Source organism: Saccharopolyspora hattusasensis (assembly GCF_050972075.1).
Classification (GTDB): Bacteria; Actinomycetota; Actinomycetes; order Mycobacteriales; family Pseudonocardiaceae; genus Saccharopolyspora; species Saccharopolyspora hattusasensis.
Genome location: NZ_JBPCDC010000001.1, coordinates 6,502,554 through 6,524,350 on the forward strand (window position 1 = coordinate 6,502,554; position 21,797 = coordinate 6,524,350).

The window sequence follows — 21,797 nt, forward strand, 5'->3', positions numbered from 1 at the left end:
GGGGTGTCCGGATTCGACGTCATCATCGAAGCGTTGCGCGCGAACGTGATTCTCCTGTCGGAGGCCGAAAGCCGTTGGCGAAACGCCCTCCACGCGGTCAACGGAAACTTGCTCGCTCCGGACGACCTCGGCCTGCTCGGCAAGCAGGACGGGATCGTGCTCAGCTGCAACGAGGCGGCGGCGGACCTGGAGCTGGGATTGCGCAAGGGAGCGGACAACCTCCACAGCGCCGCCGAGGCCCTGCGCGCGGTCGCCGACGATCAGGAACGCCGGCAACAGGAGATCGTCGCCCAGTTCGGACATCTTCGGTAGCGCCCGCGTCGGAAGGAATCCGCATGACCGCCGCCAACCCGCCCTTTCCAGAGGAACAGGCAGCCAAGATCATCGAATATGCCGAGAAGACCGGTCAGGACGTGATCGTCCGCATCGTCAACGAAGTCCGCGACTGGCTCGGACACCCCGAAGCTGTTCTGGGCATCGCCAGACTCTGGTCGCCGGCAGCCAAGGCCGAACTGCTCCAAGCCGACGAGACGGTCACCAATGCCCGCACGGCGATTGCGGCCAGCTGGACGGGCTCTGCCTCCGAGGCGTACATCGCCTACCTGGACCACGTGACGAAGGTGATGCAGGACACCGCGGACCTCTTCGACCGGTTCAGCAAGAAGCTGTTGGACATGCGGGACCACATAACGGAGGCATACAAGATAGCCATCGGCTTGATCGGGAACACGGCGGCCGAGGTCATCAGTCTGACCGGTGGGCTCATCGCCAGGATCCACGAAACCATCTTCGACGTCGCCGACGAGGTGCTCCAGGCGCTCGCGAACTTCGTCCGGCAGATGACGTCGACGGCCGAACGTGTTGTTCAGGTTATGGCCGATTTCCGGCGCTCCGGGGTGGAAATAGCGCAAGTCGCCGCGGATTTGAAGATTCCGGAGCCACTACCCGCCGCTGCCGCGGAACCCAGTGATTGGAAGGTCCGACCGAAATGAAGATCTCGACCCTGCTGCGGTCGGTTGCGGTGACGACGGTGGTGGGCCTGCTCGCGGCGGGCTGCGCCGGAAACCCGGGCTTCGATCCGGACGATGACCGGTTCAAGGTGCTACCGCAGATTTGCGATCTGGTCTCGCCGGTGACGGCAGGCCAACTGATTGGAACGCCGTACGAGACCGACACGATCGCGGTTGAAACCACCGGATACTGCTCGTGGACCTACCGGGATCTGGGTTCCGAAGGCGCTCATCCGCTCGAACGGAAGCTGTCCCTGCACGTAAGCCTGCACCGGAGCAACGACGCGAGGTCCGGAGCCAACGGGGCGCTGGAAGAACTGGACCGGCTGAGCGGGGACTCGCCGAACCACTTTGAGCGGGTGCTGGGCTTCGGCGAGTACGCGGTGCGAAGCAGCACGAGCGAGGGCATCGACTACATCATCGTCGTCGGCAACCTGAACCTCAAAATGTCCTTCGCCGGAGTAAATGTGGACGCGACAGGCAACACGACCCCGATCCCACCCGGTCAAGCCGTTGAACCGGCCGCCGTCCTCGCGCGCGAAATAGCCGCGAACGCGGCGAAACCCTGACAACCCGCAGCGGCCTGCGGAATCGGTCGCTGGTCAGCAGCCGAGATCGGCCAGCAGCTCTGCGGGGTCGGAGAGGCAGCGCCAGACCGGGACCGGGACGACCTTTCCATCGGTCGCGGCACGCATCAGCTCCTGGACGGTGCAGAGTTGGCGGAGCCGGGTCGCACTCGATCCCGGCCACGACGAGGCGTTGGTGCAACCTGGCGAGCGGCTCGTCGATGCCGGGATCGTTGGCGTTCGGGGGACCCGCGTTCTCTGCCAGCAGTGTCCTGAGCAGTCCCTTGGTGCCATGCCACGGATTCGCGTTACCGACGACGACCAGTCGTGAGGTCGCGCGGGTGAACGCCACGTTCCAGAGGTTGAGAGTTAGGTAACCTCCTCGGGCATCGCGACTTTGGTTCTGTAGCCCAGCATGCGCGTTGAGGACTTGCTGGTCGTGCTTGTCGCGGAACGGCACGCTGGGGTCGGTCGTTGTGCGGATTCAGAGGGTCACGGGCAGGGTTGTCAGGCGCCGGGTGCCTGGGTCGGGGAGGTGTCGTGCGCCCTCGGGCGTTGGCTCCAGGTTCGGGAATCGGCTCAGCAGGGCGGAAAGCGCTACCTCGGTTTGGGTTCGGGCCAGTGCGGCCCCGAGGCAGAAGTGCGCGCCGTGCGCGAAGCCCAGGTGTGGGGGCCCGGCGGAGCGGTTGACGTCGAGCCGGTCGGCTTCGGGGAACACCCGCGGGTCGTGGTTGGCCGACGCGATCACGACCGTCACCGGCTGGCCCTTGCCGATCCGTGCGCCGGAGATCTCGACGTCCTCGCGCGGGAAGCGCGGGATCGTCAGCAGTTGCGGGCCGCACCAGCGCATCAGCTCTTCCACCGCGCGCGGCATGAGGTCGGGTTTCGCGCGCAGGGCGGCGAGCTGGTCGGGGTGGGAGAGCAGGGCGTGGACGCCGTTGGCGATGAGGTTCGTCGGTGTCTGGCCCGCCAGGACGACGTTCCAGATCAGGGTGACCAGTTCTGCGTCGCTGAGCCGGTCGCCGTCTTCGTCCTGGACTCGGATCAGTTGCGAGACCAGGTCGTCGCCGGGCTCGGCCCGTCGCGCCGCGACCGCCGCCTTCGCACCCGCGATGATGCCGGGGATCGACTCGGCGAGCCCCGGACCGTAACCGGCGGCGACGTGGACGCCGTACTCCCGCCACTTCGGCCAGTCCGATTCGGGGATGCCGACCAGTTCGCAGATCACGGCCATCGGCAGCGGTCGGGCGAAGTGCCGAAGCAGGTCCACTTCGCCGTCGTCGGGCAGGTCGTCCAGCAGGGCCTTGGCGATCGTTTCGATGCGCGGCCGGAACTCGGCGGCTCGGCGGGCGGTGAACGCGGGCGCGACCAGCCTGCGCAGCCGGGTGTGCTCCGGCCCCTCCATCTCCTGCATGGTCCGCATGTAGGGCAGGCAGTCCTCGGGCACGTCGGGCCGCATGGCGAAGCTGTCGCCGGTGAGCTCCAAACGGGCATCGGTCAGCGCTGCCCTGGCGTCGTGATAGCGGAGAACGGCCCACATCGGGTTGAGACCGGGGACCAGCAGCCGTGCCAGCGGCGAACGTTCCCGGGCGCGCCCATAGGCCGCGAACGGGTCGTTTAGCACCTCGGGCGTCGTCAGGTCGATCTCGGGAACCGTCACATCTTGGCTGGTCACGTTGCCTCCGAAAGTCAGATGTTCATTTCAGATGTTCTCATCATCCGAGTGCTGACGGTATCTTGGATCGAGTTGGACGGCAACCGGCGCAGGTCCGCTTCGGGGGGAGAACGATGGCTCGGCTCAGCAGGGCGGAAACCCAGGAACGCAACCGCGGCAAGGTGCTTGCCGCGGCCCGGGACGAGTTCGCCGAGCTCGGCTTCCGCGACGCCAAGATCGACGCCATCGCCGAGCGCGCCGAGCTCACCCGCGGCGCGGTCTACTCCAACTTCCCCGGCAAGCGGGCCCTCTACTTCGCGGTCCTGGCCGACCTGGCCGAGCGTGCGCCCGCGCCGCTGCACCCGTCGTCGGGCCGCAACGCCCATGACGCGCTCGGCGGGCTCGCCCGTGCATGGGTCGCGCGCCTGCCCGACGAGCGGCCCCTCGGCGCGGAGTTGATGCCGGAGATCCTGGCCGATGAGCGGGTGCAGCGCCCCTTCGCGCAGCTGATGAAGCTGGATGCGCTCCTGCTCGCGCTCGCGTTGGAACGGTTGCAGCCCCCGGAAGTCCCGCCGGGAGCGCCACCCGCCCGCCTGGTGCGGCTAGCGGAGACCGTGCTCACGACGCTGCACGGCGCGAGCCAACTGGCAGCCGCCGCACCGGGTTTCGTCGAACCCTTCGACATCATCAGCGCCTGCGAGCGCCTGTCCGGGTTGGCGCTCAACGACTTCTGGGCGCCGCCACCGATCGTCCCGCCGACGCAACCGACCGACGAGCCGTGGTCCCCACCGGAAGCGATCGACCTCGTGCGCGGCGAATCCGCGCGGTTGACCGGTGACGGCGTGGTGGCGGTGCTCGGGCTGCACCGGCTTTCCGCCGCCGAGGAAGCGGTTCGCGCCGGGGCCGCGGCCACCATCGCCCTGGTCACCAGCGATCCCGGCGAGTTCGCGCCGCTGGCGCGGCTGGCCATCGCCGAACTGTGCGGCTGCCTGCGCCAGGCATTCCCGGCTTCGTCGTGGCCCCGCCTGCAGGTCGTGTGCGACGCGTCTGGCGCCCTCGCCGCGGCTGCAGGGGTGTCAGCGGTCAGCGACGCCACCGAAACCGCGGTGCGCATCGAGGCGAACCGGATCGTCGCCCGCGCCGACGGCCGGGGCGCCTGCCACGCCGCGGCCCACGCACTCGTGCACCACGAGTGATTCCGCCCGAGGACGCCGAAAAGTAAGGACCAAGGTCCTGGCCGTTCGCGTCCGGGTTTCGGCATTCTGGGTTACAGCCGCCGCATTTGGACAGCGCAGCCCGCAGCGGCGTTTTTGTTTGTTGGTAGGGAGAACGATGATGAACCAGACCCGGATCGACGCGTCCGCACCGAGCGGAACCCAGTGGTTGGACGAGCCGGCCCGGTCCTGGACGGTGCCCGCCGCAGCGGCGCAGCCGGTTCCGGCGCCGCGCGTGCCCGGGGAGCCGAGCGGCCGTGCGAGGCTCGTGATCAACCGCGGGCCCGACGCCGGCACCGGGTTCGCGATCAGCACCCCGCGCACCACGATCGGGCGCGGCCGCGAATGCGACATCGTCGTGGACGACATCACCGTCTCGCGCGAGCACGCCGAGCTGCGCCGCCGGGACGGCCGGTTCGTCCTCGTGGACGGGGGCTCGCTCAACGGCACCTACCTGAACCGGATGCCGGTGGAGTGCGCCGAGCTGACCGACGGCGACGAGATCTGGGTCGGCAAGGCTCGCTTCACCTTCCGCACCGACGCCTGAGCCGCCGCGCAGAGCCGGGCGATTTCGCGCGAAATCGACGCCTGCCAGGCGTGGGGAACGGCGATTTCGCGCGAAATCGACGCCTGCCAGGCGTGGCGAACGGCGATTTCGCGCGAAATCGGCTATGAAGCTTCAGGCCCTTCTCGCGGGACCTGCCACCTGATAGCCGTGATCAAAATGATCCCTAATCGGCCTGTACGCACTTTAACGGCTGATGTGAATAAGCGTCGTGATGCGGCCAAGCCGCACAATGCGGCGATGCCCGCACCTGTGGTGCGGGGCGGTGCGGGGCAGACTAAGATCGGCTTCTCGTTTGTTCCCATTGTCGGCTCATGGTCTCAGTGGCGAGATATTTTTTCATGTGTCTGGCAAGAAGATCCGCCAAAGCTTGGCGAAATCGTTCAGCGTCCGCGAACAGCGCTACACGACCTGGCGGGCCCGATCGAGGATCATCGCAGACAGAACGGCCGGACCTGATACTCTGATCGCGTCAGAGGGACGGTAAGTCAATCCGGTACATTCTAAGCCCCAGACGCGACGGCGCCCCCGGTGAAACCGCCGGGGGCGCCTTGTCATGCGGCGACGCCTACAAAATCGGAAAGCTCCCGTAGATCAGTCTTAATAGAGCTCCTCTCCCGGTGAAGCATTCCACGCAACATGTTGTGAACGCGACTGGTGAAGATCAATTGTTCGGGGGCTGCTTCTTTTGCTTCCTTGAGCAGGTCTAGCGCTTCGCGGTATTTCCTGCGGAGGTAGAAAGACCACGCCACGGTAATCAAATGCGACGTGCGTCGTTCTGCTAGTTCAGGTGGTAGGCGGTCAATTGGGGGCTCTTCGCAGTGGAGCGGATCCTGTATCCGAGTGATCACTTGTGGTGATAGCTGATTGTTGCGTTCTGTAGCCGCGCCCGCGGCTTGTGTAGGGCGGGGACGAGGTGCGCCCACCGAACCTGTGATGATCTTTGTCGACCAAGAGCAAGGATCATCGGTAGAGGCGGGTGGGCGCGTGTCACAGACTACGGTGCCGGCGCAGTTGCTGGGACTGGACGGGGTCGAGATCGATGTGATCGAGCGGGAGGCGGATGGTTCCTGGACGGTGCATGTGACGACCGCGGCCCCGCGGGCGGCGTGCTGTCCGGGCTGTGGGCACGCCGCGGAGCGGGTCAGAGAGTCCACGGTGCATACCGTCAAGCACGTGACGATGGTCGCGATGCGGGTGAGCTGGCACAAGTCTCGATTCTGGTGTGGGAACGCCGAGTGCGGTAACGCGAGCTTCGTCGAGACGGGGCCGCTGGCCGATCGGCGAGCCGGGATCTCGTCGCACGCCAGGACGGTGACGGGGCATCTGGTCGGGGACTGGCTGGTGCCGGTGTCCCGGGTGGCCGCCGGGGTCGGGATGGCCTGGCACACCGTGCATGACGCGTTCGTCGGGGTGGCCGCCCAGGCGGGGATCGTGGTCACCGACACCACCACGACCACCGACCGTGGGGCCGGTGTGGCCTGCGACGCCGGGCCCGATCGTCAGGACGGGGAGACCGCCGGCGGCGGTGACCCGAGGGTGGCCGACGCGGATCCCGGTGCTGTCGGCACCGATCTGGCCGCCCGCCCCCAGAGGTCGGTGGGCGGCGGGGTGTTGCCGCCGGTGGCGGTGCTGGGCATCGACGATCATCGCCGTGGCAAGCCCCTGTATCACCGTGACCGGTCCACCGGGGAGTGGGTGGCCGATGCCGACCGCTGGCAGACGGTGTTCGTGGACTCCGCCGGGGGACACGGGCTGCTGGGGCAGGTCGAAGGTCGGGCCGGGGTGGACGCCGCGGCGTGGCTGGCCGCCCAGGATCCGGCCTGGCGGGCGGGTATCACCCACGTCACCATCGATATGTCCACTGTGTACAAGTCGGTGGTCACCACCAGCGGGCTGCTACCACACGCGGCCTTGATCGTGGATGCCTTCCACGCGGTGCAGCTGGCCAACACGATGGTCGGTGACGTGCGGCGCCGGGTCACCTTCGAGCACTACGGGCGTCGTGGCCGCGCCACCGATCCCGAATACACGATCAAGAACCAGTTGGTGCGCGGCAAGGAGAAGCTCTCCGAGCGGGCACGGAACAAGCTGTTGTGTGTCCTGGCCGATCTGGGCGGGTACGGCCGGCAGATCGGTGCGGCGTGGCGGGCCAAGGAACTGCTCCGCGCGGTGATCGGCCTCTCGCCCAACCAGACCGGCGTGGCAACCACCGGCCACCGGCTACGCCGGGCATTCCACGCGTTTTTCACCTTCTGCGGCACGATCGGCGCCAGCGTCCCGGAGATCGTGACCCTAGCCCAGACCATCTCCACCTGGCGTACCGAGATCGCCCGGGGCGTGCTCACCGGCCACAGCAACGCCGCCGCCGAGGGCGTCAACCGTCTGGTCAAGCTCGTCTACCGGGGTGCGTTCGGGTTCACCAACGTCACCCATCAACAACGCCGCTCCCGCTACACCGCGTCCCGGTCCACCCGCCCCGAATGGCTACACACCGTCAACACCTCTGCTGCACCATGCGTAGTCACATGATTACAAGATCCCGCCAGATGCGAAGAGCCCAATTGGGACCGAATCCGATAGATTGATCGCATGGGAAGGGTCGCCCATTTCCAAGGCTAGCCATACTCGATGAATCGCGACGTTCGTCGGCCCAAATGCTAGCCAGAAATCGTTTCGATCCTGCCCAATGCGTTCTGCGGTACGTTCAATCTCGCGAAGGTAGTCCCGTGTCGCTGAATGGTCGTTTATGGTCGCTGCCCCAACCGCACCCTTTAGCATCAAAGAACCGTACACGCTGAGGTGCTCAGGGCTGGCATTTTTGTCATTTCTGCGGAGCGCGTCTGCTGCGGAAATGGGCACATCAGTGGATTCGGTGAGACGTCCAGCGTGGCGCAGAACAACGGCTAATCTCCATGCTCCGCCCGCGATCAACAGTGGATCTCCCGCTTGTTCCGCTGCTGCCATAGATCGTTCTGCGGCAACCCACGGCAAGCGTGTTTCTCCGAGTCGATCCAGCATTCCGCTCGTTACGCGATAGACGAGAGCTTCCAAAGTCTTCGCCTCGCGTTTACTCGCTTCGCTGTCGGCTTGGCGAACCGCGTGATAGCTATCTGCGATCATCTCGGGCACTAGAGGTGCCATGCGTGACCACTGCTCAGTCTGAGAACAGACAAAAGCGAAAGAGATACACCCTTTTAGCTCGTCTGTGTTTATCGGACCACGATCGGGAACCCCAATAAGTGGCGCGATTCCGTCGTACCTGAGCATCGCAGTTTCAATCGCTGGCACCACTTCGGGCGCGGTGCCCAATGTTGCGCCATTAGTACCCAGGCGCGGCGTAGAATGGAATGGTCCAGGAAGAAGTTTAGTTGGCTCTAATTTTAGTGCTTCCGCGACTCGCAGAATCGTTGATAGCTTGTCTAGATCACGAGCACCACGCTCGATCTGCGACAACCATTCTTCGGAACGCCCAAGCAAACCGGACAACCGCCTGACTGTACCCGGGTCGCCGCCGGTAGTAGGCGATGCGTTCGCCGACCGTCGCTTCATCATCCAACCGCATACCTACCAGGGTACGGTGCGTCCGATCGGGTGCCCCAACGAAACGTTGGGGTTCATCGAGCATTCGCCCCCTAACTTCGTGGCCAGGGCGGTCCCCGTCGTTGGAAGGCCCCCGACATCGGCGGGGACTGCTCCACCAAGACCAAGCTGTGCGGAAGGAAAACGGACGTGGAAGCGAGAAGTTCAGCAGGCAGTACGCAACTGTTTGCGGACCAAGCGGAACCGTCTGGTGTCGTCCGAGACGTATGGACTGATCACCTTGGGACCGTCCACGAGCGGAAGCCTGGTACGAACCAAACGGGGTGTGGGCTCGTTATGGGCGTCGTTTCCAACCGGCTGCTCTCCGCCCGTCCCTGCGAGGTATGCGTAAGCGAGGCGCTCGCGGAATATGCCCGCACGCACGACTGTCGAGCGAGCGGTTGCGGCCCCTTGTGCGCACCGGAGTTCGTCGGGGGCGTTCACCACCTGTCCGGTTGATCTCAGACGCGGCCCGGTTCGTATGTGTGCTGTGCCTCGACACGCGGCGCACTCCTCCCCTTTCGGAACCGGCCGTCGCGGCCGGTTGGCAAGTTGCTTGGTGTCCTTCCTGGCTTGCCAACCGGCCGCACCCGCCACACCGGCAGACCCCGAGACGGTCGATTGACCTTTTACGGCCTGTCCGGACGATCGATCACGTAAAGTGAGGGGAGGTGTTCAACCATCGCGCCGAGCCGAGGAGTAACCCAGTATGGCAACCGTCCGTGTGCACCCGATCCAGCTTGAGTACAGCGTTGCGAAAGACGACACACAGACATGCAACCTGTGCGGCGCTGATGAACGCTGGACGTCGAAGCAACAGCCGACGGTGTTCGGGGACGCACTGAAGCGTTCACTGCACCTGGTGCACCTGGTGAAGACGCACCTGCCTGACGTCCAAAACACCTTCACGCCCGCTGAGCGGAAGAAGGAGAAGGACATTGATGCTGGGCAGACGACAGCCACTGTCGGGCAAGCCGAAGGATGAGTTCGATCGGGACATCGATCACTGGTCGCAGGGTGACGACAAGGTAGAGGACCTGGTCAACACTGACAACGACGACTGATTAAGCCCTGACAGCAGCGATGCCCCGCACCCACGGTGCGGGGCATCGCCGCATCAGCACCCTTGTCAGCATCAGCGGTTACAGGCAGTATCGATGGTCCAGGGGCGATTTTTTGATCATGGACAATCTGCGGCAGATCTCGCGAGAAGGCCTGAAGCTTCATAGCCCACTTCCCGCGAAATCGGCGTCCAGGACGCCTGAGCCCGAACCCCATGCGCCACTCGGCGGAACAGGGGTTCAGTATCGACTCGAACCGGTGGGAAGCGGCTCGTAGCCTGGGGTTCGTGGAAGGCACTCGGTCCGAAGTGACGAAGGTGTTCCTGGTCGACGACCACGAGGTGGTGCGGGTCGGGCTGGCTGACCTGCTCGGCGCCGAGCCCGACCTCGAAGTGATCGGCCAGGCCGCCACGGCCCGCGAGGCGGAGGCCCGCATCCCCGCCCTGCGGCCGGACGTGGTCGTGCTGGACGTGCGGCTGCCCGACGGCAACGGCATCGAGCTCTGCCGCGAGCTGCGTTCCCGGCTGCCCGGGCTGAACTGCCTGATGCTCACGTCGTTCCCGGACGAGCAAGCCATGCTGGACGCGATGCTGGCCGGTGCGGCGGGATACGTGATCAAGAACATCAAAGGGATGGAGCTGGCGTCGGCGGTGCGCACCGTCGGATCGGGCAAGGCGCTGCTCGGCGAACAGGCCACCGCGGATCTGATGAACCGGCTGCGGGCGAAGCTGGACAAGTCCATGGAGCTGCCCGAGCTGACAGCCCAGGAAAGAGTCCTGCTGGACCTCATCCGCCAAGGCCTGACCAACCGGCAGATCGCCGACCGCATGTACCTGGCGGAGAAGACGGTCAAGAACTACGTGTCCCGCCTGCTGTCGAAGCTCGGGCTGCAACGCCGAACGCAGGCGGCGGTCCTGGCCACCCAGCTGAACCACCGGCCGAAGGGCACGTGACCACGCTCAGGTGCGGGGGACGGGCTCGCCGCTGACCACCTCGTGCAAGGGGCGGCGCGGCGTCGCCGGTACCGGCGATCCGTAGCCGATGCGCAACACCGCTTGCGGCCACAACCCGCCGCCGATGAGCGAGCGAAGTTCCTTGCGGGTGCCGGGAACCTCGACCACCTGGGAGAGGAACGAGCTCGACAGCCCGGCGGCGGTGGCGGCCAGCAGCACGCGTTGCATCGCCATCCCGGCGTGCAGCTGCGCCAGCACGCCGTCCTGGAACGAGCCGAGGACGCAGATCAGCGGCTCGGGCTCGAAGTCCTTACCCACGACCCGGGCCTTCGCCTGACCGCTGCTGTAGTCGCGCAGCACCCATTCGTCCTGCGGTTCCGGCCGCGGACCGCTGCTGCGCGCGGGCACCCCATCGGGTGAACTGGAGTCGCGGCCCGTCCAATGTTGCAGTTCCGCCGTGAACTTCGCGTCGGAGATCTGCGCCTCGTGCGCCTGCTGGGTGAGCGCTTGCACCTTCGGCAGCTGTTCCCGCTCGGGGATGGCGAGCCACGCCCGCTCCGCTTCCGCCGCTTGCCGCAGCTGGCCGTGCAGCGACGGCGGGACCGAGTTGGGCAGGAACGGCTTGCGGTTTGTTCGACGCCGGGGGATCGCCGCCGCCAGTTCGACATCGGTGGGCGTCGGCGGGCGCCGCCGGACGGGGCGGACGACCGCGAGCAGATCCGGCGAGGAGTGCCCGGGCAGCACGCGCACGTCCGGCTGCACGCCGAGCACCCGTATCGCCAGCCGCAGGTTCAACAGCGCCGCACCGCAGGCGAGCACGAGCTCGCGGTGCTCCGGATCCGCCACCGGCACGGCGTGAGACCGGTCCGCGTACAACGCGATGGCATCTGGTGTGCAGTGGAACCGCCAGGGCTGACTGTTGTACAGCGACGGCGCGGCGGTGGCCTTGAGTAGTGCAGCCCGGGTCTGGTCAGCCGTCAGGTACCCCACTGCGCCGATGAGCGTGTTCATCGGTATCCCCTCCGGTCGCCGTTGTTGCCAGGGTGCCGGTGAGGCGGTCCGGTGAACCAGAGCCGATCGTCACCACTGGACCACGCCGAGCCCCGGTGCGAATCGTTAGTACGTGTCACAGTGGAGGTGTGAGCAGGGCGGACGTGCCGAGTTCCGGGGAGCTGCCGCAGGTCCCGCCGCGGTCGGTCGAGGATGCGTTCTCCCGGCTGCGGCTCAGGGAGCTGCTAACCCAGGTACAGGTGCGCATCGAGGAGATCATCGGGCTGCGCGACCGGATGGACGGGCTGCTGTCAGCCGTGCTCGCGATCTCGTCGGAGCTTGAACTCGACGCGACGCTGCGGCGCATCGTGCACACCGCGATGGACCTCGTCGACGCCCGCTACTGCGCCATCGGCGTGCTGGGCTCCAACGGCGAGCTCAGCCAGTTCGTGTACGAGGGCATCGACGAGCCGACGCGCGAGCTCATCGGGGCGCTGCCCACCGGGCACGGCGTCCTCGGCGTGGTCATCGAGGAAGACAAGCCGCTGCGCCTGGACGACATCGCCTCCCACCCGGCCTCGGTGGGGTTCCCGCCCCACCACCCGCCGATGCGCGGCTTCCTCGGGGTGCCGATCCGCGCCCGGCAGGAGACCTTCGGGCGGCTGTACCTGACCGAGAAGCGCGGCGGCGGGAGGTTCACCGAGGACGACGAGGTCGTCATGCAGGCGTTGGCGGGTGCGGCGGGCATCGCGGTGGACAACGCCCGCTTGTTCGAGGAAGTCCGCCGCCGCGAGCGCTGGTTGGACGGCACCAGCGAGATCACGGCGACGCTGCTGGCGGGCACCGACCCCATCGACGCCTTGCAGCTGATCGCCGAGCGCGCCGCGGAGCTCACCGCCGCCGACTACGCGCTGATCGCCGTGCCGGTGCGTGGCGAGGACACGGCAGACGAGCGCGTCAGCGAGCTCATCATCAACGTGTCCGTCGGGGTAGACGTCGACGACCTGACGCACCGGACGATTCCGGTCAGCGACTCGACCACCGGGCAGGTGTTCCGGGAGCGGATCCCGCGCAACGTCTCGAACCTGGCCTTCGACCTGACCGAAGGTCAGGTCGTGCAGTTCGGGCCCGCGCTCGCGGTTCCGATGCGGGCCGACGAGATGACGTCCGGGGTGCTGCTCGCGGCGCGCACGGCTGGCTCGGCCGACTTCGACGAGGACCAGCAGCAGGTGGTGTCCTCGTTCGCCGACCAGGCGGCGCTGGCGTTGCAGCGGGCCGAGGCGCAGGCCGCGCGCCGGGAGCTCGACGTGCTTGCCGACCGCGACCGGATCGCCCGAGACCTGCACGACCATGTCATCCAGCGGCTGTTCGCCATCGGCATGGCCATGCAGGGCACGCAGCGCCGGGCGAAGTCGCCCATCGTGGCCGACCGGTTGACCGAGCACATCGACCAGCTGCACGAGGTGATCCAGGACCTGCGGGCCAGCATCTTCGACCTGCAGGCCACCGCCGAGACGGCGGTGCGGTTCCGGGCGCGGGTGCAGCGCGTGATCACCGACGTGGTCGGTGACAGCCCGATCCGGATCACCGTGCGGATGGCGGGCCCGCTCGACGTGCTGCCGCCGAAGCTGGCCGAGCACGCCGAGGCAGTCGTCCTGGAAGCGGTGAGCAACGTCGTCCGGCATGCGCGGGCGACGGAGCTGTCAGTCACGATCTCCCTGGACGGGAACCTGGCGATCGACGTGACGGACAACGGTGTCGGAATCCCGGAAACCGTGGCGCACAGCGGCTTGCACAACCTCGCCGAGCGCGCCACTGAGCTCGGCGGGCAGTGCATGGTGGATCAGCTGCCGTCGGGCGGAACCAGCCTGCGCTGGAGCGCGCCGGTCCGCTGACCATCCACTGTGGTCCAAGATGTAACCGCGTGCCGGAGGGTCCCGGCCGCACAGAAATCGCGGAAAGTCCTCCCGGCGCCCTGGGATTTCCGCAATTTCAATGGAAATCAGATCTTCGATTTCCATTGAAATTGGGCTCTTCTGCCTGAAATTGCGGCCGCATGGTGGAGATCGTTCTCGTCGGCGGTGGCGCCGATGGGGAGTGGTCTCTGTCGCAGCTTCGGCTCTCAGACGTCGCCTGGCCGGTCCGAAGCCGCGCGGTCGTGCACGGATCGGGGAGCCGGTGTCCAGGCGGCGTCCGAGTCCCGGTACCCGCACCGCTTCACGAGATCGCTTCGGTCAGGCGGCCACCAGGCCGCGGGCCTCGGAGAGCAGTTCGAGCGAGCGGCGCCAGGCGGCGCGGTCCGGCGCGGCGGACACGACGATCAGCTCGTCGGCCTGCGCCCGTTCGACGAACCCGTCCAGGTAGTCGTCCACTTCGCTCGGGGTGCCGACCGCGGTGTACTTGGTCATCTGCAGAACCTGTTGCCCGGCGGGGGAAGCGAGGATGGCGTCCGCCTCCTCCGGGGTGAATTCCCTTCCCTGCCCCAGCATCCGGGCCACCCGGTAGCGTTTCGCCGCCTGGAAGTGCTGCTCGGCCTCGTCGGTGGTGCCGGCCGCGATCACGTTGACCCCGGCGATCACGTACGGCTCCGCGAGCTGGGCGGACGGCTGGAACTCCCGCCGGTAGATCGAAACGGCGGCCTCCAGCGCATCCGGCGCGAAGTGTGAGGCGAACGAGTACGGCAGGCCGAGCACGGCGGCGAGCCTGGCGCCGAACAGCGACGAACCGAGGATGTACAGCGGCACGTTGGTGCCCGCGCCGGGCGTCGCGTTGACCCCGGGGATGCGGGTCTCGCCCGACAGGTAGCCCTGCAGCTCCAACACGTCCTGGGGGAAGGTGTCGGCCGCGGTCGGGTCGCGGCGCAGCGCCCGCATGGTCTTCTGGTCGCTGCCCGGGGCCCGGCCTAGACCGAGGTCGATGCGTCCTGGGAACAGCGTTTCGAGGGTGCCGAACTGCTCGGCGATGGTCAGCGGCGAGTGGTTGGGCAGCATCACGCCACCGGCGCCGAGCCGGATGGTCTTGGTGTGCGCGGCCACGTGCCCGATCAGCACGCTGGTCGCCGACGACGCGATCGACGACATGTTGTGGTGCTCGGCGTACCAGATCCGCCGGTAGCCCAGGGCTTCGGCGCGCTGTGCCAGGTCGACGCTGGCGGCGAAGCTGTCGCCGGCCGTCTCTCCCGGGCCGATGTGTGCCAGATCGAGAATGGAGAGGGCAACAGCCACGGCAGCATCAGCCTTTCATCGCGTGCGACAAGCGCGCGGCCCATGCCCCGCGCAGCAGCGATAACGGAACAACCGCCCCGCTTATTCCGCGCCCCGCGGCGCGGTGGGCCCCGTCACGCTCCACCTGCGGATGAGCGTTGCACGTGGGTGATCGCCCGTGCGTACTTCGCGGTGCCGCAGCCCCGGGAAGTGCGCACGGGCGGGAACCGGTCATTTGCGGAGTCCGGCCTTCTTCGAGCACACCGGCCAGGCCTTGGGCCCCTGGGCCTTGAGGACCTTCTCCGCGACCGCGACCTGCTGCTCGCGTGTCGCCTGGTGCGCCTTGGGGGCGTAGGCGGTGCCGCCGAACGCGGCCCAGGTGGACGGGGTGAACTGCAGGCCGCCGGAGAAACCGTTGCCGGTGTTGGCCTTCCAGTTTCCGGAACTCTCGCACTTCGCGACGGCGTCCCAAGTGGACGCCGAGGCGGCGCTGGCAGGGAGGGCGGTCGCCAGGGGAGCGGCGGCGATCAGGCCGGCGAGGATTGCTCCGGAGGCGATTCGGCTGGTGGGGAACATGCGGTTGTGCGACATGGATGATCTCCTGCTGCGCCTGCGACCCGCGCACGATCGACCGCCCGGCGTGCTGGGGTGCCGCCGGAACGTGGTTCGAGGTGGGTCGCCCCTGCCCAGTCGTTTCTTCGGGGGTGGGAGCCCGCAAGGCAGGGTCTGGCGCTACGGGCTCCCAGGCGGACGGCTCGGGGGTGGCCGACCGTCGGACACGCTACGTAGTCAACGTTGGAAGGCCAACCCTCATGGGGCAGTCAATTCTGATCTCGAAACCTCTGCAAGATCCCATGATTCAGGTGTTGTTCCTGGTAGCAGTGGCTCTGGAGGGCGAGCATTAGTCGATTACACAATGTATTGATCGAGTCAGTCTTCACTCGTGTGGGTTACATTCGAGACCGTTCTCGGCCCTGCCGAACCGTTGGTCTGGTCGCGTCGCCAAGCGGCGGCTCGCCTGCGCGTCAGCACCCCAGCCGCAGAACACACAGCCATGACCTGCAACACCGGCTTCGACCCGCGTGCGCTGGCCGCGCCGAACCGCTGGTTAGTCTGGCGTCTCGGCCAGGCGCCGGATGGCCCAGCGGCGCTGCGGGCCGAAACGGCGTGGATGCCTTGCGCCACCCCCGGCTGGTACCACCGAGCAGGTGGAAAGCGGGCCGTCGCCGCGACCGCGCCGCGGCGAAGGGGACCAGACGGCGCGGCGAAGGGGACCAGACGTACTGCCCGGAACTGCTCGGATCGAGCCAGGCGACGCCGACGGAGGCCGCGGAGGCGGGTCCGCCAACAGATGGAGACACGATGAGCATGGCCACGAGGACGGACGCGCAGCCGCCTGAGCCGCACGTCGCGGACAGCCACGATCTGATCCGCGTGCACGGCGCGCGCGTGAACAATCTCAAGGACGTCAGCATCGAGATCCCGAAGCGCCGGCTGACGGTTTTCACCGGCGTCTCCGGCTCGGGCAAGAGCTCGCTGGTGTTCGGCACCATCGCCGCGGAGTCGCAGCGGCTGCTCAACGAGACCTACAGCGCCTTCGTGCAGGGCTTCATGCCGACGCTGGCACGGCCCGAGGTCGACGTCCTGGACGGGCTGACCACCGCGATCATCGTCGACCAGGAGCGGATGGGTGCCGACCCCCGCTCGACGGTCGGCACCGCCACCGACGCCAACGCGATGCTGCGCATCCTGTTCAGCCGCCTCGGGGAGCCGCACATCGGCTCGCCGCAGGCGTTCTCCTTCAACGTCGCCTCCATCAGCGGAGCGGGCGCGGTCACGCTCGAACGCGGCGGGAAGACCGTGAAGGAGCGTCGCAGCTTCAGCATCACCGGCGGCATGTGCCCGCGCTGCGAGGGCCGGGGTTCGGTCAACGACATCGACCTGACCCAGCTGTACGACGACAGCAAGTCGCTCAACGAGGGCGCGCTCACGATCCCCGGCTACACCATGGACGGCTGGTACGGCCGCATCTTCAAGGGCTGCGGCTTCTTCGACCCGGACAAGCCGGTCCACAAGTTCACCAAGAAGCAGCTGCACGACCTGCTCCACAAGGAGCCGACCAAGATCAAGGTCGACGGCATCAACCTGACCTACGAAGGCCTGATCCCGAGGATCCAGAAGTCGATGCTGTCCAAGGACGTCGACTCGCTGCAGCCGCACATCCGGGCCTTCGTGGAGCGGGCGGTCACCTTCGCCACCTGCCCCGAGTGCGACGGCACCCGGCTCAGCGAGGAGGCCCGGTCGTCGAAGATCGACGGCATCAACATCGCCGACGCCTGCGCGATGCAGATCACCGACCTCGCCGAGTGGGCGGGGGGCCTGAACGAACCGTCCGTCGCGCCGCTGCTGACCGCGTTGCGGCACACCCTCGACTCGTTCGTCGAGATCGGGCTGGGCTACCTCTCGCTAGACCGGCCGTCGGGCACGCTGTCGGGCGGCGAGGCGCAGCGCACCAAGATGATCCGCCACCTCGGGTCGTCGCTCACGGACGTCACCTACGTCTTCGACGAGCCGACGATCGGGCTGCACCCCCACGACATCCAGCGGATGAACGGCCTGCTGCTGCAGCTGCGCAACAAGGGCAACACCGTGCTGGTCGTGGAGCACAAGCCGGAGGCGATCGCGATCGCCGACCACGTCGTAGACCTCGGCCCGGGCGCCGGCACCGAGGGCGGCGAGGTGGTGTTCGAGGGCACCATCGAGGCGCTGCGGGCCAGCGACACGCTCACCGGGCGGCACCTGGACGACCGCGCCTCCCTGAAGCCGTCGGTGCGGACGCCGTCGGGGATGTTGGAAGTGCGCGGCGCCGGCACCCACAACCTCCGGGATGTCGACGTCGACATCCCGCTCGGCGTCTTGGTCGTCGTCACCGGGGTGGCGGGCTCGGGCAAGAGCTCGCTGATCCACGGCTCGGTGTCCGGGCGGGACGGAGTGGTGGCGGTCGACCAGACCGCGATCCGCGGCTCGCGGCGGAGCAACCCGGCGACCTACACCGGACTGCTCGACCCGATCCGCAAGGCCTTCGCGAAGGCCAACGGCGTGAAGCCGGGACTGTTCAGCGCCAACTCGGAAGGCGCCTGCCCCAACTGCAACGGTGCCGGTGTCATCTACACCGACCTGGGGATGATGGCTGGCGTCGCCACCACCTGCGAGGAGTGCGAGGGGAAGCGGTTCCAGGCAGCGGTGCTGGACTACCGCTTCGGCGGTCGCGACATCAGCGAGGTGCTCGCGATGTCGGTGGCCGAGGCCGAGGAGTTCTTCGGCTCCGGGGACGCGAAGGTCCCGGCCGCGCACAAGATCCTCGAGCGCCTCGCCGACGTCGGGCTCGGCTACCTCCGCCTCGGCCAGCCGCTCACCACGCTGTCCGGCGGCGAGCGGCAGCGGCTCAAGCTGGCCACCCACATGGCCGCCAACGGCGGCGTCTACGTCCTCGATGAGCCGACCACCGGACTCCACCTCGTCGACGTCGAGCAGCTGCTCGGCCTGCTGGACCGGCTCGTCGACGCCGGCAAGTCGGTCATCGTCATCGAGCACCACCAGGCGGTCATGGCGCACGCCGACTGGATCATCGACCTCGGCCCCGGTGCCGGCCACGATGGCGGCCGGGTTGTCTTCGAGGGCACGCCCGCCGACCTAGTCGCCGCCCGCCCCACCCTCACCGGCGAGCACCTCGCGGCCTACGTCGGAGCCTGACCGGGGATCTCGCGGACACCGTTGGATTTCGTCCCGCTCGGGTTCTCTCGACCGCGGTCAGGAGAACTCGAGTTCTGGATCACGACGAGAACCGGCTCACTGCTTGCGGGGCTGGGTGAAGCGCAGAATGTTGCTCGCGGGGTCGCGGAAGGCGCAGTCGCGGACGCCGTACGGCTGATCGGCGGGCTCCTGCAGCACCGCGCCGCCGCGGCACGGATGCGCTCAGATGGGCCTTACGGCTCAGATGGCCGACCAGCCGGTCCAGAAACGGGATGACACGAACGGGATGACACGCCTGCTTCATGGACGAGTTCGGCTCGCGTTGTCCCCTGGTTCTGGATTTGACCGGGCCTTCCGGGTCTGGAAAAGATATGCGTCGTGCCCAGTGCTTATCTGTTGCCGATCAAGACGGCATTGATCGTCTTCCCGTTGCTCGCCATGCTGTTGTTCGTGCCCGCCGCGGTGGTGACCTACCGCAGGCACGGGATCATGACCAGTTGGCGGACGCTGTCCTTCTACAGCTTCCTGTTCTACTGCCTGACCGCGTTCTTCATGACGGTCGTGCCGCTGCCCGGCCCGTCGGTCGATGTTTGCGCGAAATACCCCCGGGTCGCGCATCCGCAACTGGTGCCCGGCAACACCTTCGCCGACATCTGGAAGGAAGCGGAGGGGCAGATCAGCCTGGGCGCGCTGATGATCCACAACCCGGCGGTGCTGGAAACCCTGCTGAACCTGGCTTTGCTGCTGCCGCTTGGCGTCTACCTGCGCTTCCATTTCCGGCTGAACTTCCTCGCGGCCTCGGCGATCGGGCTGGGCGCATCGCTGTTCTTCGAGTTCACGCAGCTGACCGGGCTGTGGGGCGTCTACGAGTGCCCGTACCGGCTGTTCGATGTGGACGATCTCATCGTCAACACCGGCGGCGCCATGGTGGGCTGGGCCATCGCCGGGCCGCTGACCCGCTGGCTGCCCACTTTGGACACCCTGGACGACGCGGCGCTGGAGCGGCGCCCGGTGCCGCTGGGCAGGCGGCTGCTGGCGCTGCTGATCGACCTTTGCGCGCTGCCGTTCGTGATGCTGTTCACGACGCTGCTCTGCGTGCTGGTCTTCGGCTCATCCCGCTGGCTGCTCGGCCTGGTGCTCGCCGTGTTCCTCTGGTTCGTGCTGCTGCCCTGGTGGCTCGGGGCCACCCCGGGCAAGAAGATCTTGCTGCTGAAGCTCGTCGGCTCGGACGGGAAACGTCCCGAGCTGTGGCGGCTGATGCTGCGGGCAACGGTGCTCGCCGTGCCGCTAATGCCGATCGCCTTGGGCATGATGGCGCTCGTTGCCGCGGGGATGTCGAGCGTGCTCCGGGCCGGTCTGGCTGGCGTGTCCGAGGTGCTCTCGTTGGTGCTGAGCGTGCTCAACGGCGAATACCTGCCGGAACTGCTGTTGGGCCTCGGGCTGTTGGGGGTGGTCTGCCTGCTGCCCGTCGCGTTCTTCGTGGCCCTGTGGCGGAATCCCAAGCACCACGGCGTGCACGAGTTGCTCTCCGGGGTCGGCAACGTCGCGCTGCCGCACAAACGCGCACGTCGACAGCAACCCGCCGAGCCCGATGCCGAGCCCGAGGCCGAGGACGCCACGATGATCCATCGCTGACCGCACGGGTTGGTTTCCCCCGCGGAAAGTCGGTGGGGGAGCCGCTTTCAGACTCTCTCGCAACGCCACGCGCAAGCGGCGGAAATCCGCCGAGGCGGTTTGGTGCGGCTGCGGCAACGGGTACGTACCGAGTCGGAACGCCTGTGTTGTGGGGAGGGATCAGGATGGCTGAGCGGATGCCCGCCCGACGCGGCGAACGTCGGGAGTGGGCGGGGCGCCCGGATATGTGGCAGGAGCCGTTCCGCGAGTTGGAGGAGATCTGGGATCGCATGGGGCAGCTTTTCGACCCTGGGTGGGCCACGACGCGGACCGGCGTCGCGTGGCAGCCGATGGTCGACGTGGAGGAGACCGAGAACACCTACCTGTTCGAGGTCGACCTGCCCGGTGTGCGCAGGGACGACATCACCGTCGAAGTCCGCGGCCAGGAACTGTGGATCATGGGTGAGGTGAAGGAGAAGGAGCGAACCGGTGTGCTGCGGCGCAAGATGCGACGCACCGGCAGCTTCTCCTTCCGCGGAGCCCTGCCGGGAGAGGTCGACGCGGACAAGATCGAGGCGAACCTCGCGGACGGCGTGCTCTCGGTGAAGGTGCCCAAGGCCGAAGTGAGCAAGTCGCGCCGTATCGAGATCAAGTGACGAGGAGCGGGGGCCGGCTGGCCCGGCTCCTCGTTCCTCCGCGCGGTGGGGATCGGCAGCGGCGAGCAAACGTTTTACTGGTCGCGCAGATCGGACACATGGCGCGGGACGGCGATTTCGCGCAGTGAGCCCCACAGGGATACAGCCAGTCCGTGCGGCTGCTTGGTCGTCTCCAACCTCAGGCGGGGCGATTCACATTGCCGAGAGCCCTTTTTCGGGCAGTCGGGCGTGCTGAGATCTGGGACTCGTCGATCGCCAGGCAGGTCAGTCGGCTTTGCCGTGCACCGCTGTGCCGCTGATGTAGAAGGACAGCGGGGTGCGGACTTCCGGGAACAGGAAGCGGTCCAGGCGGTCGAGCGTGAAGCCGGTGCGCTCGATTGCCGCTGCGGTGTCGCGGCCGGCGTGGCAGCCCCCGGACAGGTGGGGCCAGACGGTCGCGTCGAGAGCGCGTTGGACGCGCGCCAAGCCGGGGGAGTCGGCTCGGACGTGTTCGAGGAAGCGCAGTTGTCCGCCCGGTTTGAGCACCCGCTGGATCTCCCGCAGGACCGCCGCCTGATCCCGCACCGAGCAGAGCACGAGCGACGCGACCGCCGCATCGGCGCTGCTGTCCTCGGTCGGCAGCCGTTCGGCGAGGCCGTCGACGACTTCGACCGGTACCGGGGCCGACGCGGCAGCGCGCTGAGCGACCTGGCGCAGGTGCGGTTCGGGCTCCACGGCCAGGACGCGGGTCACGGTCGATGGGTAATGCGCGAAGTTGAGCCCGTTGCCCGCGCCGATGTCGATCACGGTCCCGGTGAGGCCGGCGAGCAGCGTCTTGCGGTGCGCGGCCATGCCGCGGCGCTCCATGGCCTGGCTCAGCCGGCCGTACAAGCGTGCGAAGACGGGGTGGTGGACGGGCATGCGATCACCATGCCACCTGCCGCCCTGCCGGTCCACCAGAGTCACACGGTCCCCCTATCGGCTGTTCAAGCCGCTT

At 67.4% G+C, this 21,797-nt stretch carries 19 protein-coding genes and 1 pseudogene; 13 read left to right on the forward strand and 7 right to left on the reverse strand.

Translation table 11 applies throughout. From position 1 onward, the window contains the following. Window positions 1-3 precede the first annotated feature (3 nt). The 3 genes from ACRXBZ_RS31225 to ACRXBZ_RS31235 are packed head-to-tail and all read left to right on the forward strand — an operon-like array spanning window position 4 to window position 1,579. Window positions 4-312, forward strand: a complete 309-nt coding sequence (locus ACRXBZ_RS31225; RefSeq protein ID WP_168587436.1) for a hypothetical protein — start codon at window positions 4-6, stop codon at window positions 310-312. A gap of 23 nt (window positions 313-335) precedes the next feature. Beyond that, window positions 336-992, forward strand: coding sequence for a hypothetical protein (locus ACRXBZ_RS31230; protein WP_433882088.1), 657 nt, complete (start codon window positions 336-338; stop codon window positions 990-992). Beyond that, a complete protein-coding gene (locus tag ACRXBZ_RS31235; RefSeq protein WP_433882089.1) occupies window positions 989-1,579 on the forward strand; it encodes a hypothetical protein in 591 nt (196 codons plus the stop codon). The genes ACRXBZ_RS31230 and ACRXBZ_RS31235 overlap by 4 nt, the downstream gene beginning before the upstream one ends. A 481-nt stretch (window positions 1,580-2,060) precedes the next feature. Here ACRXBZ_RS31235 and ACRXBZ_RS31240 read toward each other — a convergent pair whose 3' ends face one another. Continuing rightward, complete coding sequence (locus ACRXBZ_RS31240) at window positions 2,061-3,251, reverse strand: cytochrome P450 family protein (RefSeq protein WP_433882090.1); 1,191 nt, start codon at window positions 3,249-3,251, stop codon at window positions 2,061-2,063. 113 nt (window positions 3,252-3,364) lie between these two features. Here ACRXBZ_RS31240 and ACRXBZ_RS31245 point away from each other — a divergent pair, with 113 nt between their 5' ends. The 4 genes from ACRXBZ_RS31245 to ACRXBZ_RS31260 all read left to right on the forward strand — a co-directional run bounded on the left by ACRXBZ_RS31245 (window position 3,365) and on the right by ACRXBZ_RS31260 (window position 7,541). Continuing rightward, complete coding sequence (locus tag ACRXBZ_RS31245; RefSeq protein ID WP_433882091.1) at window positions 3,365-4,426, forward strand: TetR/AcrR family transcriptional regulator; 1,062 nt, start codon at window positions 3,365-3,367, stop codon at window positions 4,424-4,426. A gap of 139 nt (window positions 4,427-4,565) precedes the next feature. Then, window positions 4,566-4,991 carry an FHA domain-containing protein gene (locus ACRXBZ_RS31250; protein WP_433882092.1) on the forward strand — a complete coding sequence of 142 codons (426 nt, stop codon included), beginning with the start codon at window positions 4,566-4,568 and terminating at the stop codon, window positions 4,989-4,991. Between the two features lie 168 nt (window positions 4,992-5,159). After that, entirely contained in the window at window positions 5,160-5,468 is a 309-nt protein-coding gene (locus tag ACRXBZ_RS31255; protein ID WP_433882093.1) for a hypothetical protein, read from the forward strand. 528 nt (window positions 5,469-5,996) lie between these two features. Further along, complete coding sequence (locus tag ACRXBZ_RS31260; RefSeq protein ID WP_433879170.1) at window positions 5,997-7,541, forward strand: transposase; 1,545 nt, start codon at window positions 5,997-5,999, stop codon at window positions 7,539-7,541. Here ACRXBZ_RS31260 and ACRXBZ_RS31265 read toward each other — a convergent pair whose 3' ends face one another. Further along, complete coding sequence (locus tag ACRXBZ_RS31265; RefSeq protein WP_433882094.1) at window positions 7,542-8,465, reverse strand: hypothetical protein; 924 nt, start codon at window positions 8,463-8,465, stop codon at window positions 7,542-7,544. It abuts the gene before it with no gap. A 1,067-nt stretch (window positions 8,466-9,532) separates the two neighbouring features. On the opposite strand from ACRXBZ_RS31265, the gene ACRXBZ_RS31270 reads away from it, so the two are divergent. Together ACRXBZ_RS31270 and ACRXBZ_RS31275 are read left to right on the forward strand one after the other, a co-directional pair. Next, window positions 9,533-9,655: a hypothetical protein gene (locus ACRXBZ_RS31270; protein WP_433882095.1), complete on the forward strand. Its 123-nt coding sequence runs from the start codon at window positions 9,533-9,535 to the stop codon at window positions 9,653-9,655. A gap of 305 nt (window positions 9,656-9,960) precedes the next feature. Continuing rightward, window positions 9,961-10,605, forward strand: a complete 645-nt coding sequence (locus ACRXBZ_RS31275; RefSeq protein WP_433882096.1) for a response regulator — start codon at window positions 9,961-9,963, stop codon at window positions 10,603-10,605. Window positions 10,606-10,611: 6 nt separating this feature from the next. Here the strand turns inward: ACRXBZ_RS31275 and ACRXBZ_RS31280 are convergent, their stop codons facing one another. Beyond that, on the reverse strand, window positions 10,612-11,616 hold the full coding sequence (locus tag ACRXBZ_RS31280) for an Acg family FMN-binding oxidoreductase (RefSeq protein ID WP_168587444.1): 1,005 nt from the start codon (window positions 11,614-11,616) through the stop codon (window positions 10,612-10,614). A gap of 128 nt (window positions 11,617-11,744) precedes the next feature. Between ACRXBZ_RS31280 and ACRXBZ_RS31285 the strand changes: the two genes are divergently transcribed. Further along, complete coding sequence (locus ACRXBZ_RS31285; RefSeq protein WP_433882097.1) at window positions 11,745-13,490, forward strand: GAF domain-containing sensor histidine kinase; 1,746 nt, start codon at window positions 11,745-11,747, stop codon at window positions 13,488-13,490. A gap of 339 nt (window positions 13,491-13,829) precedes the next feature. Here the strand turns inward: ACRXBZ_RS31285 and ACRXBZ_RS31290 are convergent, their stop codons facing one another. Both ACRXBZ_RS31290 and ACRXBZ_RS31295 read right to left on the reverse strand, forming a co-directional pair. Beyond that, entirely contained in the window at window positions 13,830-14,819 is a 990-nt protein-coding gene (locus ACRXBZ_RS31290; RefSeq protein WP_433882098.1) for an LLM class flavin-dependent oxidoreductase, read from the reverse strand. 210 nt (window positions 14,820-15,029) lie between these two features. Beyond that, entirely contained in the window at window positions 15,030-15,389 is a 360-nt protein-coding gene (locus ACRXBZ_RS31295; protein WP_433882099.1) for a transglycosylase family protein, read from the reverse strand. 771 nt (window positions 15,390-16,160) lie between these two features. On the opposite strand from ACRXBZ_RS31295, the gene ACRXBZ_RS31300 reads away from it, so the two are divergent. After that, a complete protein-coding gene (locus ACRXBZ_RS31300; RefSeq protein ID WP_433882100.1) occupies window positions 16,161-18,551 on the forward strand; it encodes an ATP-binding cassette domain-containing protein in 2,391 nt (796 codons plus the stop codon). A gap of 96 nt (window positions 18,552-18,647) precedes the next feature. On the opposite strand, the pseudogene ACRXBZ_RS31305 reads toward ACRXBZ_RS31300, so the two are convergent. Beyond that, window positions 18,648-18,758 (reverse strand): annotated as a pseudogene (locus ACRXBZ_RS31305) (VOC family protein); the annotation flags it as partial. Between the two features lie 171 nt (window positions 18,759-18,929). Between ACRXBZ_RS31305 and ACRXBZ_RS31310 the strand changes: the two are divergent. Together ACRXBZ_RS31310 and ACRXBZ_RS31315 are read left to right on the forward strand one after the other, a co-directional pair. After that, the gene (locus ACRXBZ_RS31310; RefSeq protein WP_433882101.1) at window positions 18,930-20,186 is read left to right on the forward strand and encodes a VanZ family protein; all 1,257 of its coding nucleotides are present in this window, start codon (window positions 18,930-18,932) and stop codon (window positions 20,184-20,186) included. A gap of 164 nt (window positions 20,187-20,350) precedes the next feature. Beyond that, window positions 20,351-20,821: an Hsp20/alpha crystallin family protein gene (locus ACRXBZ_RS31315; protein ID WP_433882102.1), complete on the forward strand. Its 471-nt coding sequence runs from the start codon at window positions 20,351-20,353 to the stop codon at window positions 20,819-20,821. Between the two features lie 264 nt (window positions 20,822-21,085). On the opposite strand, the gene ACRXBZ_RS31320 is transcribed toward ACRXBZ_RS31315, so the two are convergent. Continuing rightward, window positions 21,086-21,721, reverse strand: a complete 636-nt coding sequence (locus ACRXBZ_RS31320) for a class I SAM-dependent methyltransferase (protein WP_433882103.1) — start codon at window positions 21,719-21,721, stop codon at window positions 21,086-21,088. Window positions 21,722-21,797: the final 76 nt, after the last annotated feature.